This is a genomic window from Cytophagaceae bacterium ABcell3 (genome assembly GCA_030913385.1).
Taxonomy (GTDB): domain Bacteria; phylum Bacteroidota; class Bacteroidia; order Cytophagales; family Cytophagaceae; genus ABcell3.
This window is the reverse complement of the sequence record CP133159.1, coordinates 1,252,008-1,266,834: the sequence shown is the minus strand read 5'-3', so window position 1 is coordinate 1,266,834 and position 14,827 is coordinate 1,252,008. Positions and strand designations below refer to the sequence as shown.

Sequence of the window (14,827 nt, the reverse complement as noted above, 5' to 3'; positions counted from 1 at the left end):
TTCAGATGAGGAAAATCTTAATTCTGGCACTCTTCTTGACAGCTTTGTCAAATACAAGCTATGCGCAGAAATTCGGGTATATTGATTCAGACTTTATACTGAAAAAAATGCCTGAATATAAAGAGGCAGAAAAAGAGCTCAATGAACTTTCGTCCAAATGGCAGAAGGAAATAGAGGATTTGAAGTCCGAACATGAAAAGATGGTAAAAGGATATCAATCCGAAGAAGTCCTTCTAACTGAGGAAATGAAAAAGGAAAGGTTGGCAGAAATCGCCGCCAAAGAAAAAGCGGTAAAAGACCGGCAAAAAAAAGTTTTCGGATTTGAAGGGTTAGTTTTTTTAAAAAGACAGGAACTAATCAAACCTGTTCAAGACTTAGTATATGAGGCAGTCGAAAAAGTTGCAAAGAAAAAGAAACTTTCCTTTGTTTTTGACCGATCTGGCGCTTTGATAATGATTTATACAAACCCTGTCCATGATTATACAGACTATGTTTTGGAAGAACTTGGGCTCGGAGACAAAGATGATTATCTCGAAAATAATAAATAAACCAAGGAATTAATTAAATTGCCATATTGTTTTTAACCAAAGTAATAAATACAAAAAAATGAGAACTAAAGCCTTTCTATTCCTGACACTCTTTTTTCTGACTGGAAGCCTGGCAGTAAATGCACAGGATATCAGAATTGGATACACCAGCTTAGAATATGTATTTGAAAAAATGCCAGAATCTGAACAGATAAAAAACGATCTGCAGACTTATGAAAAGAAACTTCAAGACCATTTGAAAGAAAAGTATGATGAGTTCGAAAAGAAACTTGAAGCTTACCAGGCTGGTGCCAACACGATGGCTGAAAGTGTAAAGCAAACTAAAGAAAGAGAGTTGCAGCAGTTACAAATGTCTATCAGAGAATTTGAAAACAAAGCTCAGCAAGACCTACAAAAGAAACACGCACAGCTTACCGATCCGGTTCTTGACAGAATTCAGGACGCTATCAACAAAGTAGGAAAAGATAAAGGATATGCTTATATCCTTAGCGGTGAAGGCGCTGTACTTTATGCACAAAACAAAGAGGACGATGTGTCTGAACTTGTACTTAAAGAACTAGGTGTTAACGCCCCAGGAGCTTCAGCCCCTACTTCGTCTCCATCAATAGAGAAATAATCTAAGAGAATATTAAAAGAGTGTACAAGAGCCTTGACTGTCAAGGCTCTTTTTTTTCTCCAAAATCTCGATATAAAAGTCAGGTTGGCCAATCTCATGATCGCTAAAAGGTAAAACACTACCGCATAACTCGGGTTTAAATGTCTCAGGCTAGTTTTTACTATTTTTAGTATATTACCCAATCAAAAAAGCAAATAAAGCCCTTATTATGCATAATCCCGATTACCTAAAACAAGGAGACAAAATAGCGATAGTAGCAACCGCCAAGAAATTTGAATTCGAAGAGCTTGCCCCTGGTATAGAAACCATCAAATCTTGGGGGCTTGAGGTTATACTTGGCGAAAACACGCTATCACAAGATAACCAATTTGCAGGCACAGATGCAGAAAGGCTGCAAGACTTACAGCATGCCTTGGACAATCCTGAAATAAAGGCCATCTTATGTGCGCGCGGAGGTTATGGCACAAGTAGAATTATAGACAAAGTTGACTTTTCGAAATTTAGAGCATCTCCGAAATGGATTGCAGGGTTTAGCGACGTCACGGTGTTACTCAACCATATTGCCCAATGGCAAATTCCATCACTGCATGCACCCATGCCCGTACTTTTTGCCCATAGAACTACAAGCGAATCGCTGGCATATTTACGCCAAGCACTATTTGGAGAAAAACTTAGTTACGAGATCGCGGGGCATAAATTAAACCGAGAAGGGGTTGCAGAGGCTCGATTGATTGGCGGTAACCTTTCGATACTTTGCACCCTCACGGGCACATCTTCAGAACCTGACACTGCGGGCAAAATCCTATTTCTCGAAGATATTGACGAATATATGTACCAGCTAGACAGAATGATGGTGATGCTTAAGCGCTCAGGAAAACTTAGTAATTTAGCGGGATTAATAGTTGGGCACTTTTCCGATATGAAAGACGGGGACATCCCCTTTGGCAAAACGGCTTATGAAATAATAGCAGACCACGTAAGCGAATATGCCTACCCAGTCTGCTATGGTTTCCCGGCTGGACATGAGCCTGAAAATTATACGCTGGCTATTGGTAAAAGTGCGGCATTAAAAGTGTCTGAAACTTACGCAACAATAGCCTTTTAACCTATTCTCTATACAACACTTCTAACAGTGTGTGACCAACAGCTTGCAATGTAGCTCTGTCTATCACATCCATATTGTCATCATGGGTATGCCAATAGTCGCCAAAATAACCGTCTCCGTGAGGATTGTATTCAATAATATCAATCATAGGTATTTTAGCAATAGTATTCACATAGTAGTGATCATCTGTAATAGGAGCTGTTTGCTTATAAATAAAGTGGTTTGAATACCCCAACCGGTTTCCTGTGTCCCAGACCTTTTTCATTACAGAAGGGGCATATTTCATAGACGTTCCTTCCAGGGCAAACTTAGCATTAGCTCCTCCTACCATATCCAATAAAATGCCATAGTAAGCAGAGTAGTTTTCCTTATGTTTATTACGGGCCCAATATTGAGATCCAAGGCACCATGTGTCAGGCTTAAAATCCCCGCTGCCTTCAGGCTGCCCATAATCTTCACCGTCAAAGAATATAATATCAATTCCTACATCAGGCTTATTCTCATGGGACTGGATAACCCGGGCCAGTTCAAGCAAAACCCCTACCCCACTTGCACCATCATTGGCACCATCTATAGGCACATCGGTATCTTCAGAATCTTGGTCTGCAAAAGGCCTGGTATCCCAGTGAGCTGCCAAAAGAATCCTTTTTGAGGCTTCAGGGTTAATACTGCCTACGATGTTTTTCAATTGAAGTACCGTACCATCAAAAGCTTCGGCCTCAAACTCCTGAACATACGTTTTCAAACCCATCTTCTCCAACTGACCGACCAAGTATTTACCAGTTTTTCGGTGAGGTTCTGTATTGGGCACCCTAGGCCCAAAAGAAACCTGCTTTTCTATAAAATAATAAGCAGAGTCTGCATTGAAACTAGGGACATTTACCTCTTTAACTTCTTTGGTGGTAGAAACCTGAGGAGATTCCGTAGTTGCCCGGTCTTGCTGTTCCCCACAAGAGGAAAGCAACAGGAGGAAAGCTGCTACACAGCTTACAGCGTAAGATATATTGTTATTCTTCATATGCCCAATCTATAGAATGCTTCATGTCTTTAATGACCAAGCCTTCTTTTTTAAAGTAAGCCCTAATTTTATCTACCTTTTCGAAATCCTTGTTTGCTTTTGCTTCACGGTAAATTTCAAGCAGGCCATCAATCAAACCTTCAGCGCTACCAACTTTTTCTTCATACAACCCCAAAACGTCCTCTACAATTCCTATAAAGGTATTTTTCATACGGTCAAAAGTTTCCTGGCTAATTTTTCCTGGATGAAGCTGCCCTGTGCTGATAGAATTAATCTTTTTCAGTAGATTAAAAAGGTTTGCAATGGTAACAGCTGTATTAAAGTCATCGTTCAAACCATCAAAGCATTTTTCCGATAGCCTTAAAATGTTTTCATCGACTTTTGCATCTAGAATCTCATTCCCTTGGGTATACACCAGACTTTTAGCATTCCTAAGGCCATTGATAAGCTTTTTATAACCTTTTCCAGCAGCGATAAGCGCCTCATTGGAAAAGTCTAAGGTACTCCGATAGTGGGCTTGAAGGATAAAAAACCTGATGGTCATAGGGCTATAAGACCTTTCTAGCAATTCATGATTACCTGAAAAAAGCTGCTCCATAGTAATAAAGTTACCGAGCGACTTGCCCATTTTCTGACCATTAATGGTAATCATATTATTATGTAACCAATATTTGGCCGGATCATGCGAATGACCTGCCTTGGCTTGGGCTATCTCACATTCATGGTGTGGAAACATCAAGTCCATACCGCCCCCATGTATATCAAAATATGTACCCAAATATTTGGCACTCATAGCAGAGCACTCCAAATGCCAACCAGGGAAACCAACACTCCACGGAGAATCCCAACGCATAATATGAGAAGGAGATGCCTTTTTCCAAAGTGCAAAATCATAAGGATGTTTCTTTTCCTGCTGCCCTTCAAGTTCACGTGTATTTGCCTGCAAGTCTTCGAGAACCCGTCCGGACAAACAGCCATAGTCCTCAGCTTTAGAATAAGCCTCTACATCAAAATATACAGACCCATTTACTTCATAAGCCAATCCTTTGCTGAGTATATCCTCAATGAGCTTTATTTGCTCAGGGATATGTCCAGAAGCATGGGGTTCAATACTGGGCCTGCGGACATTCATCTGATCCATTACCTGATGGTACCTATGCGTATAAAATTGAACCACTTCCATAGGCTCCAGCTTTTCCAGTTTGGCTTTTTTAGCAATTTTATCTTCACCCTCGTCTGCATCATGTTCAAGATGTCCCACGTCGGTAATATTTCTGACATACCTTACTTTATACCCTAAAAACTCAAGATACCGGTACACCACGTCAAAAGTAATAGCGGATCTGGCATGCCCTAAATGCGGGTCACCGTATACAGTAGGACCGCAAACATACATCCCAACCATAGGCGGGTTCAAGGGAGCAAAAACCTCCTTTGACCTTGACAATGTATTATATAAACTAAGTTCTTTTTTCATCACGTGCAAATTTAACAAAATACTTACGAGATAGAATATTTTTGTTTTGAGAATCAATCCAGCCCGCAAAAGAACTAAATTAATACCTTAGGAGTTAATAAAACATGTAATTTTAATTTAATGCGGAACACGAATATATATTACCCCGAGTAAAACATTGGCTTTTTATCGTTTATTTTAAGATAATATTTTGAATAAAAAGCTATTTGTTGTAATTTTGCACTGCAATATATTTATATATTGGAACAATGAAGGGGACACGAATCCCCTATTTTATTTTCATTTATGGAGTTAAAGGAACAAATTACAGAGATCACGAATAAGTATATTACAGATCCATCCTTTTTTCTTGTAGATGTAATTATAAGCGGTAACTCAGGCATGACAAAAATAAAAGTCATACTTGATGGGGATAAAGGAGTGTCAATAGATGATTGCGCTTCAATAAGCAGAAAAGTTGCTTCTGAAATAGAAGAAAACAAGCTTATAGAAAATGCGCATGTATTGGAGGTAACTTCTCCGGGGCTAGACCAGCCCATTACAATGCTAAGGCAATACAAAAAAAATATTGGAAGGAAAGTAGAGGTAACTGTTCAGGAGAACAAGGTTTTTAAAGGAGAGTTAAAAGAAGTATATGATGATAAAATCATTATAAATGCAGAAAGCGGAAAAGGCAAAAAAACAACTTATGCCCTGACAGAATTACCTATGAAAGATATTATAAAAACAAACATTTTGGTTTCATTCAGTTAATCATGGAAACTTCAACCTTAATTGAATCGTTTGCAGAATTTGCAAAATTCAAAAATATTGATCGCCCGACAATGATCAGAATCCTGGAGGATGTATTCCGGACTATGATCAGAAAGAAGTTCGAGTCTGACGACAACTTTGACGTAATCATCAATGTCGACAAAGGCGATTTGGAAATATGGAGGTTCAGAGAAATTGTGGATGATGAATTCGCAGAGGACAGCTTTGACTATGATCCAAATAAACATATTTCTCTTACTGATGCGAAAAAAATTGAGGAAGACTTTGAAGTTGGCGAAGAAGTAGCTGAAGAGGTCAAATTAGAAGATTTTGGTAGAAGGATGGTAATGACTGCAAGGCAAACTTTAATTCAGAAAATTAAAGACCTTGAAAAAGATATCCTTTTCCAAAAATACAAAGAACTGGTTGGAGAAATTATTGTTGCAGAAGTTTACCAGATATTAAATAAAGAAATTTTACTTGTAGACGGCGAAAGCAACGAGCTGATTTTGCCAAGAAATGAGCAGATTCCTAAAGACCGGTTCCGCAAAGGCGATAGTGTAAGGGCTATTGTCCACAGAGTAGAAATGCACAATGGAAACCCTCGGATTATTTTATCGAGAACTTCACCGGTATTTCTTGAAAGGCTGTTCGAAAGTGAAGTTCCTGAAGTGTTTGACGGGCTTATCTCTATCAAGAAAGTTGTTAGAGAACCAGGCGAAAGAGCAAAAGTGGCCGTGGAATCTTACGACGATAGGATTGATCCAGTAGGTGCATGTGTAGGAATGAAAGGTTCAAGAATACACAGTATTGTTCGCGAACTTGAGAATGAAAATATCGATGTAATTAATTTTACAGATAATATAGAGTTATATATAGCTAGGGCATTGAGCCCGGCTAAAATTTCAAATTTAAAGATTGACCAGGAATCTGGTAGAGTTTCGGTTTTCCTTAAACCGGACCAGGTTTCTTTAGCAATTGGCAAAGGTGGTCAAAATATAAAACTAGCAAGCAAACTTGTAGGTATGGAAATCGATGTCTTCAGAGAACTTGATGAGCAAGAGATCGAAGACATTGACCTATATGAATTTAGCGATGAAATAGAGGAGTGGGTAATAGAAGAGCTAAAAAGAATAGGCTTAGATACAGCAAGAAGTGTGCTTTCTTTAAGTGTAGATGATCTTGTAAGAAGAACAGAACTTGAAGAAGAAACCATCGTAGACGTGATGGGCATCCTTAAGCAGGAGTTTGAATAATTTGATTATTTTTGTTTTGTAATTTTCCAAAAACAGGAGTTTCAGAATGGCAGAAGAAAAATTAATGAGGCTTAGCCAGGTGGCCAGAAAGCTGAATGTAGGTACGTCCACTATTGCGGACCACTTATCAGCCAAAGGACACCCTATTGAGAACAACCCAAATTCCAAAATTACCATGGAGCAATATGGTATGCTCATGAAGGAATTTGAGTCATCCGTTCTTGATAAAAAGGAGGCTTCCGGCCTTACTATAGGCAAGAAGCATAATGAAAATGTAGTAATAGAAAGTGAAAAAGCTCCAGAAAAGCCTACAAAGGAAGATGACGAGGAAATCCTCATCAAAAACCTTTCACCTGCCGCGCCTGATGAGGCTTCCGAATCTTCTGCCGAACAAGAAAAGGAAGACACTCCTGTTTCTAAAGTAAAACTCCAAGGAATTAAAGTTGTAGGCAAAATAGACCTGGAACAGAAAAAAGGCAAAGCTCAACAAGAGGAAAAAGCTGAAGAAAAACCTAAGGAGCCAGAGGCACCGAAAAAGCCAGAAGCACCGAAAGAGGAAAAGAAAGCTGAGCCACAAAAGCCTAAAGCTAACGTTCAGGATAAGCTACAAGAGAAAAAGGCTGAAGAAAAGAAACCTGAAGAGCCGAAAGTTGAGAAAAAACCAACTCCTGTAGAAGAAAAACCTGCAGCAAAAACCCCTGAACCTCCTAAAGCAAAAGAGGAAAAACAGGAGCCACGCAAAGAAGAAAAAGTACCTGCCAAAGAAAAAGCGAAAGCGGAGGAGAAGTCTAAAACTGAGGACAAGCCGAAAGTTGAGGAACCTAAAGCGGAAGAAGAAAAGCAGGTTTCCGATAAGAAAGAAAAACAACCTGCTAAAGAGCTCAAAGAAAAAGAAGAAGTGCAAGAGCAAGAAGATGACAGGCCAGATACTGTTATAGAAGCAAAAGCTGACCAATTAAAAGGACTTACTGTTGTAGGTAAAATACAGCTTCCTGAGAAAAAGAAAAAATCTAAACCAGTTGCTTCATCTGATGATAAATCAACGGCAGCTGAGAAGAAAAACAAAAGAAAGCGGAAACGTGTAAGAATCAACACCGGCCAAGGCCAAGGTGGTGGTGGACAGGCACCAGGGCAACAAAGGGAGAAGAAAGGAAGGCATAAACCTGCACCTCCACAAAAAGAGGAAATATCTGACAAAGATATTCAGGACAAAATAAAAGCTACACTGGCTAAACTCAGCGGGAACAAACCTGGTGGTGGAGGCGGTGGACGCTCAAGATATAGACGTGAAAAACGTTCTGCGGCTGCAGAGGCACAAGAAGAGCGTATGCTCCAAGAACAGGAGGACGCTAAAACGCTGAAAGTAAACGAATTTATTTCAGCGAACGATTTAGCTTCTTTAATGGGAGTAAATGTCAATGATATTATTTCTGCTTGCCTTAGCCTTGGTATGTTTATTTCCATAAACCAAAGGTTAGACGCTGAGGCCATTACAGTAATTGCTGATGAGTTTGGCTATTCTGTAGACTTTGCCTCTGCTGAAGAGGAAGGACTTGAGTCTATAGAGGAGGAAGATGATCCTAAAGACCTTACAGAACGTGCACCTATTGTTACTATCATGGGTCACGTTGACCATGGTAAAACTTCATTGCTTGACTATATAAGGAAAGCTAAAGTAGCTCAAGGTGAAGCAGGGGGTATAACCCAGCACATTGGTGCTTATAAAGTAACTTCAGAGTCAGGTAAGCCTATTACCTTCCTTGACACACCAGGTCACGAAGCCTTTACCGCTATGCGTGCCCGTGGTGCCAAAATAACTGACATTGTAATTATCGTTGTTGCAGCAGACGATAATGTGATGCCTCAAACCAAAGAGGCTATCAACCATGCCCAAGTAGCTGGTGTACCTATCGTAATTGCGATCAATAAAGTGGACAAGCCTGGTGCTAATCCTGATAAAATCAAAGAGGAATTAGCACAATTGAACATACTTGTTGAGGACTGGGGCGGTAAATATCAGTGTGAGGAAATATCGGCAAAAACTGGACAGGGAATATCTAGCCTACTTGAAAAGGTATTGCTTGAATCCGAAATAATGGAATTGAAAGCCAATCCTAAAAAGAAAGCGGTTGGTACGATTGTTGAAGCCTCGCTTGATAAAGGTAGAGGGTATTTGGCTACCATTATGGTACAGGCTGGTACGCTTAAAATTGGTGATGTAATGCTTGCAGGTGCTCACTATGGTAAAGTTAAAGCCATGACAGACCACAGAGGCGCACGGATTAAAGAAGCTGGGCCGTCAACACCGGTACAGGTATTAGGTCTTAACGGTGCACCACAAGCAGGAGACAAAATGACCATTACCGATTCTGATAAAGAAGCCCGTGAAATTGCCACCAAAAGAGAACAACTTCTACGTGAGCAGTCTATCAGAACGAAGAAACATATTACGCTGGATGAAATTGGTAGACGTTTGGCTATCGGTACCTTCAAGGAGCTTAATGTAATTGTTAAAGGTGATGTGGATGGATCTATTGAAGCTTTATCTGATGCATTACTGAAGCTGTCTAATGAAGAAGTACAAGTAAATATCATTCACAAAGCTGTAGGTGCCATTTCAGAGTCAGATATTCTACTTGCCTCTGCATCAGATGCGATTATTGTCGGATTCCAGGTTCGCCCTGCTAAAAATGCCAAAAGGCTGGCAGAACAAGAGCAAATTGAAATCCGTCTGTACTCAATCATCTATGATGCAATCAATGACGTAAAAGATGCCATCGAAGGTATGCTTGCACCGAAAGAGGTTGAAGAAATATTAGGTTCGGCTGAAGTACGCGAGGTATTCAAAATCTCTAAAGTTGGAACGGTAGCAGGATGTTATGTAACTGAAGGTTACATAAAGAGAAACAGCAGCATAAGACTTATTAGGGATGGTATAGTAATCCACACCGGAAATATTGATGCGCTGAAACGCTTTAAAGATGATGTCAATGAAGTTAAAACCAGTTACGAATGCGGTATTAGCTTAAAAGGATATAACGACCTTCAAGAAGGCGACACTATAGAAGCGTTTGAAATCAAAGAAGTAAAACGAAGCTTGAAATAAAGCTTTGCAAATATGTAAAAAAGGCTATAAATTTAAGTTTATAGCCTTTTTTTATGCATAAAATCGGAATTGACCTAGGCGGGACAAAAATTGAAGGGATTGTTCTAGACCATGAAAACCAAGAAATAGCTCGAAAGCGCATAGCGACAGAGCAAGAGAAAGGGTACGACCATATCCTTAACAATATCAACACCCTATACCAACACCTTGCTCAACAGACAGAGCATAAACCGCACACCTTTGGTATCGGAACGCCAGGTTCCATATCTAAATCCACAGGCTTAATGAAAAACGCCAACACGGTATGTCTGAACGGTAAACCTTTTGGCAAAGACCTGCAAGCAATTTTAAAAAGGGAAGTTACCATTGAAAATGATGCTAACTGTTTTGCCATGGCAGAAGCCATTATGGGCGCAGGAAAAGGACATACGTCCGTTTTTGGAGTAATTATGGGAACAGGCTGTGGCGGCGGTATAGTGTTCAATGAAAAAATTTATAAAGGACTACACGAAAATGCTGGAGAATGGGGACATATGACCATTAATCCAGCTGGTCCTGAGTGCTACTGCGGAAAAAGAGGATGTGTAGAAACATACATTTCCGGCGGTGGACTGGAAAAAGTATATGCAAGCAAATACCAGCTCAACAAAAAACTACCACACATAGTAGAGGACTATAAAAAAGGAGAAGTCCATGCCAAAGAAACAATGGAAGCCTTTTTTCAACATTTCGGAATAGCATTATCAAACCTAATTAACATTCTTGATCCTGATGTGGTTGTTTTAGGGGGCGGAGTATCTAATATAGATGAACTTTACACAGAAGGCATTGCACAAGTAAAAAAGTACATATTCAATGATGAACTAAAAACATCTATTGTAAAAAATAAGTGTGGCGATTCGGCAGGTGTATGGGGTGCAGCCTTGGCAGGAATTTAAACCTGAAATAACACGACCCAAAAGTGCTGAGTGATTGTCATTTTACCCCTCATGACAAATCCTATCGAATAATTCAGGTAAAAGAGCTGAGGTAAAACCCCAGCTCTTTCATTACTTATTAAACTAAGTCGTTCTTGTATAGATATTCTGCAATTTGAACAGCATTGGTAGCAGCACCTTTCCTTAAGTTATCTGCCACAATCCACATATTTAAGGTATTAGCCTGACTTTCATCCCTTCTGATCCTTCCTACAAATACCTCATCACGGTTATGTGCATTTAAAGGCATTGGATATTTTAAATTAGCCACATCATCTTCGACAATTACTCCATCAGTTTTAGCCAAAAGCGACCTTACGTCTTCTACTGTAAAGTCTTTTTCAAATTCGACGTTCACTGATTCTGAGTGACCGCCCATAACAGGTATCCTCACCGTAGTTGCAGTTACTTTTATGCTATCATCACCAAGGATTTTGTTTGTTTCCTTGATCATCTTCATTTCTTCTTTTGTATATCCATTTTCTTGGAATACATCTATATGAGGCAAAACGTTTAAGTCAATTTTATAAGGATAAGCCATTGGCCCATCTATCCCTTTCCTCTCGTTCATCAATTGGTCTACAGCATCTTTACCAGTACCAGTTACAGACTGATAAGTAGAGACTACCACACGTTTGATTTTATATGCCTTGTGCAAGGTATCCAAAGGCAGCACCATTTGAATAGTAGAGCAGTTAGGATTTGCGATAATCTTATCATCTTTGGTAAGCTCTTTAGCATTTATCTCAGGAACAACAAGCTTTTTGGTCGGATCCATTCTCCAGGCAGAAGAGTTATCAACCACAGTAATTCCTGCTTCCGCAAATTTTGGAGCCCACTCCAAAGAAGTACCGCCACCTGCAGAGAAAATAGCAACGGCAGGCTTCATGCTTATTGCACTTTCCATACCAACAACCTTTACGTCCTTACCCTTAAACTTCAATATCTTACCTACAGATCTTTCAGAAGCAACAGGAATTAATTCCGTAACGGGAAAATTTCTTTCCTCCAGTACTTTTAACAGTTCACTGCCTACCAGTCCGGTAGCACCTACAATTGCAATTTTCATTTTATTTAATTTAATTGGATAAGGTTTGAGTTTTACAAATTTAAGTAATAATTCAGAATTTTTTACAATGAAACCTATTTGTCTCGTTTTTCTGCTTTTATTCATTTTTATTAAAACATACTCCCAGACTGAAGGCTCTTTAGCAGATACTAATTTTTTAACAAACCCAACCTGGACGGGCGACACTGATTATTTTATTTTTCATGACCATGAATACATACAAAGCAATGGCCCTAAGGAATCAACAGAAATTTACCTTAGTACAGAAAGTCAAGTCCTTGAAAATACAGAATGGCAATTTCATACAAGCTTTGCCTTCAACCCCAGTAGTTCAAATTATATAAAAATATACCTTGCAAGCGACTCTCCCAATCTTACAGAACCGCTCAATGGATACTATATTAAACTAGGAGGCATCCCGGGAGACCAAGACGCTATAGAACTTTACCGACAGGAAGGCGATATTTCACATAAAATAATTGAAGGCATTCCCGGAAATGTTGGCAACAGCCAAAATGACGTCAGAATAAAGGTGGTGCGCGATTCGAGAGGGCATTGGTATATTTACTCAGATATCACAGGCGGATCAGACTTTATATTTGAAGGCAGTGGAAGAGATGATACTTTTACCTACGCAAAATGGTTTGGTCTATCTTTCACGCATACTACCACCCGGCGATCTCTGTTCCACTTCAGGGATTTTTCTATCCGGACAGCTCCATTTTTGCTCACAGAAGTAAAACAGGAAGATAACAAAACATTAAAATTAAGCTTCACCAGCCAGCCTGATAGTCAAACTATTTCGAAAGAAAAGTTCTACTTACAGAGTATAGGAAATCCACAAGAAGTAATGACCAACGTTGGATCAGCGCTAGAGATCAGATTACAATATGACCAAGCATTTCCCCCTGGCCAATATCTGCTTAAGGTGAAAAACATAAAAGACACAGACGGAAGGGAACTGGTACCGCCTTTCCGTTTTCCTATCAACCTGTTGCACCATTACAGTTATGGAGACATACTAATAACAGAGATCCACCCGAACCCCAATCCTCCTGTAGCACTTCCCAATGAAGAGTTTGTGGAACTGTTCAACAACACTTCGGATGAAATAAACCTCGAGAACTTCACCTATGCTGACCGATCGGTTACAGCCATACTCCCATCATACAATTTAGAAGCTGGTGAGCGGGTCATTTTATGCAGGGCCGCAGCACAACAAGCTTATGAAGCATTTGGCAAAACCTTAGCGCTAGAAAGATGGCCTAGATTAAATATAACTGGAGATAAACTGTGGCTCAGAGACCCGGCTGGAAATTTGATTTTCAACCTCCACTATCACCCTTCCTGGTATAAGGACAGGGAAAAATCTGATGGCGGGTGGTCACTGGAAATGAAAAATACCGCATACCACTGTATAGGCAAAGAAAACTGGGCTGCATCTACAGATCCTACAGGAGGGACTCCTGGAAACATCAATAGTTTGGAAAAACAAAACTTACCCATACCCCAGCTTCACGTCAATGACTTAAAAATACTAGATACAGCAAATATCAATATTGGCTTAAACATAAAACCAGACACTTCCGAGATCAACAGCTCGAACTTTTCCATTTTATACCGAAACCATAAAGTGATTCCCACTTATAAAGAAGAAGAAATCACGGTCCAAATATCCCCTCCACTTGAGCTAAACCTACCTTATCAATTTTCCATAGCAAACCTATCAGATTGTGCCGGGAAACCTGCAAAAGATACTTTAATTAACCTGATCATACCAGATATTGCAGATTCATTAGATATCATAATCAACGAAGTGTTGTTTAACCCACCCAATGGAGGAAGGGAGTTTGTCGAGATTTACAATAAGTCAAACAAATTTATTGATTTACAACACTGGGAAATTGCCAATATCAGGAATGGTGAAATAGCGGTAAGAAGGACTATTTCAGACCGCCCCCTACTCTTTGCGCCTTACTCCTACCTCGTCTTGACCACAGACTTAGACCTGTTGCTGGAATTCTACCCAAATACCATTGCCGAAAATGTTGTCCTACTAAATACCTTGCCCTCTATTCCCAACAGCTCGGGAGCCATTGCCATTATAGACAACACAGGAAAAATGTGTGACCGTTTCGACTACTCGGAGAGTTACCACTTCCCACTATTACACAATAAACGTGGCGTATCGCTTGAAAGAATTTCTTTTTTTGCCCCAACCAATACCCCTGACAACTGGTTCTCGGCATCTGAATCCGTAGGATTTGCTACCCCAGGATTTAAAAACTCTCAGAAAAGCACTAACAAAACAGAAAAGTTATTTTCTGTAGAACCTAAATCTTTTTCACCCAACGGCGATGGATATAATGACTTTACCACAATCAACTATGCCTTAGATTTTAGTGGCGCCATGGCCAATATAACCATATATGACAGTCATGGGCGAAAAGTAAAAGAGCTAGTAAAAAATGCCATCCTTGGCAAAGAGGGTTTCTTTCAATGGGACGGCACTAACGAACAAAAGGCAAAGGTAAACACTGGCTACTATCTTGTTTATATCGAAGTTTCAAATATGTCAGGCCAGGTGATTTCATATAAAGAAACAGTTGCTGTCGGAACACGGTTTGGTCGAAATTAGATAATCAAAAATAAAATTAAGGTTGACAAATTATTGTTATTCCACTATTATGACCTACAGTTTCTAAAAAGTATTTTAAGCAAACTAGTCAAAAAAATCACATACCGTTGACAGTAAAACCATTGCGTCCTATAGCATTAACCTGAAAGCAAAGAAGAAAATAGAACTTTTCAAATTTATTAGGTGTTTATGCAACTGAAATAAGAATTTACCCGTTGATAAAATATTGATTGGCAATCAGGCATTTTCTCATAACTTTGCAAA

Annotated in this window: 11 protein-coding genes; 8 read left to right on the top strand and 3 right to left on the bottom strand. The window is 39.5% G+C overall.

From position 1 onward, the window contains the following. Positions 1-5 precede the first annotated feature (5 nt). The 3 genes from RCC89_05235 (at position 6) to RCC89_05225 (ending at position 2,269) form a co-directional block, all read left to right on the top strand. Positions 6-548: an OmpH family outer membrane protein gene (locus RCC89_05235; protein WMJ72566.1), complete on the top strand. Its 543-nt coding sequence runs from the start codon at positions 6-8 to the stop codon at positions 546-548. Positions 549-606: 58 nt separating this feature from the next. Further along, complete coding sequence (locus RCC89_05230; protein ID WMJ72565.1) at positions 607-1,164, top strand: OmpH family outer membrane protein; 558 nt, start codon at positions 607-609, stop codon at positions 1,162-1,164. Between the two features lie 208 nt (positions 1,165-1,372). Continuing rightward, positions 1,373-2,269, top strand: coding sequence for an LD-carboxypeptidase (locus RCC89_05225; GenBank protein WMJ72564.1), 897 nt, complete (start codon positions 1,373-1,375; stop codon positions 2,267-2,269). A 1-nt stretch (position 2,270) separates the two neighbouring features. Here the strand turns inward: RCC89_05225 and RCC89_05220 are convergent, their stop codons facing one another. Together RCC89_05220 and cysS are read right to left on the bottom strand one after the other, a co-directional pair. Beyond that, a complete protein-coding gene (locus RCC89_05220) occupies positions 2,271-3,287 on the bottom strand; it encodes a M28 family peptidase (GenBank protein WMJ72563.1) in 1,017 nt (338 codons plus the stop codon). After that, positions 3,277-4,767 (bottom strand): cysteine--tRNA ligase, encoded by a 1,491-nt coding sequence (cysS, locus tag RCC89_05215; GenBank protein WMJ72562.1) that lies wholly within the window; start codon positions 4,765-4,767, stop codon positions 3,277-3,279. The genes RCC89_05220 and cysS overlap by 11 nt, the downstream gene beginning before the upstream one ends. Positions 4,768-5,049: 282 nt before the next feature. On the opposite strand from cysS, the gene RCC89_05210 reads away from it, so the two are divergent. From RCC89_05210 to RCC89_05195, 4 genes are read left to right on the top strand one after another with little or no spacing between them, the layout of a single operon-like run. After that, entirely contained in the window at positions 5,050-5,517 is a 468-nt protein-coding gene (locus RCC89_05210; protein WMJ72561.1) for a ribosome maturation factor RimP, read from the top strand. Between the two features lie 2 nt (positions 5,518-5,519). Next, positions 5,520-6,773: a transcription termination factor NusA gene (gene nusA, locus RCC89_05205; protein WMJ72560.1), complete on the top strand. Its 1,254-nt coding sequence runs from the start codon at positions 5,520-5,522 to the stop codon at positions 6,771-6,773. Positions 6,774-6,819: 46 nt separating this feature from the next. Next, entirely contained in the window at positions 6,820-9,879 is a 3,060-nt protein-coding gene (gene infB / locus RCC89_05200; protein ID WMJ72559.1) for a translation initiation factor IF-2, read from the top strand. Positions 9,880-9,932: 53 nt separating this feature from the next. After that, positions 9,933-10,817 (top strand): ROK family protein, encoded by an 885-nt coding sequence (locus RCC89_05195; GenBank protein ID WMJ72558.1) that lies wholly within the window; start codon positions 9,933-9,935, stop codon positions 10,815-10,817. A gap of 118 nt (positions 10,818-10,935) precedes the next feature. Here the strand turns inward: RCC89_05195 and RCC89_05190 are convergent, their stop codons facing one another. Beyond that, positions 10,936-11,925, bottom strand: coding sequence for an aspartate-semialdehyde dehydrogenase (locus tag RCC89_05190; protein WMJ72557.1), 990 nt, complete (start codon positions 11,923-11,925; stop codon positions 10,936-10,938). Positions 11,926-11,992: 67 nt separating this feature from the next. Between RCC89_05190 and RCC89_05185 the strand changes: the two genes are divergently transcribed. Further along, positions 11,993-14,563 (top strand): lamin tail domain-containing protein, encoded by a 2,571-nt coding sequence (locus tag RCC89_05185; GenBank protein WMJ72556.1) that lies wholly within the window; start codon positions 11,993-11,995, stop codon positions 14,561-14,563. Positions 14,564-14,827 lie beyond the last annotated feature (264 nt).

Coding starts and splice junctions, on each gene's coding strand:
- infB (WMJ72559.1), top strand. CDS start 6,820: ATGGCAGAAGAAAAATTAATGAGGCTTAGCCAGGTGGCCAGAAAGCTG.
- RCC89_05190 (WMJ72557.1), bottom strand. CDS start 11,925: ATGAAAATTGCAATTGTAGGTGCTACCGGACTGGTAGGCAGTGAACTG.
- RCC89_05235 (WMJ72566.1), top strand. CDS start 6: ATGAGGAAAATCTTAATTCTGGCACTCTTCTTGACAGCTTTGTCAAAT.
- RCC89_05220 (WMJ72563.1), bottom strand. CDS start 3,287: ATGAAGAATAACAATATATCTTACGCTGTAAGCTGTGTAGCAGCTTTC.
- RCC89_05185 (WMJ72556.1), top strand. CDS start 11,993: ATGAAACCTATTTGTCTCGTTTTTCTGCTTTTATTCATTTTTATTAAA.
- RCC89_05210 (WMJ72561.1), top strand. CDS start 5,050: ATGGAGTTAAAGGAACAAATTACAGAGATCACGAATAAGTATATTACA.
- RCC89_05230 (WMJ72565.1), top strand. CDS start 607: ATGAGAACTAAAGCCTTTCTATTCCTGACACTCTTTTTTCTGACTGGA.
- RCC89_05195 (WMJ72558.1), top strand. CDS start 9,933: ATGCATAAAATCGGAATTGACCTAGGCGGGACAAAAATTGAAGGGATT.
- nusA (WMJ72560.1), top strand. CDS start 5,520: ATGGAAACTTCAACCTTAATTGAATCGTTTGCAGAATTTGCAAAATTC.
- RCC89_05225 (WMJ72564.1), top strand. CDS start 1,373: ATGCATAATCCCGATTACCTAAAACAAGGAGACAAAATAGCGATAGTA.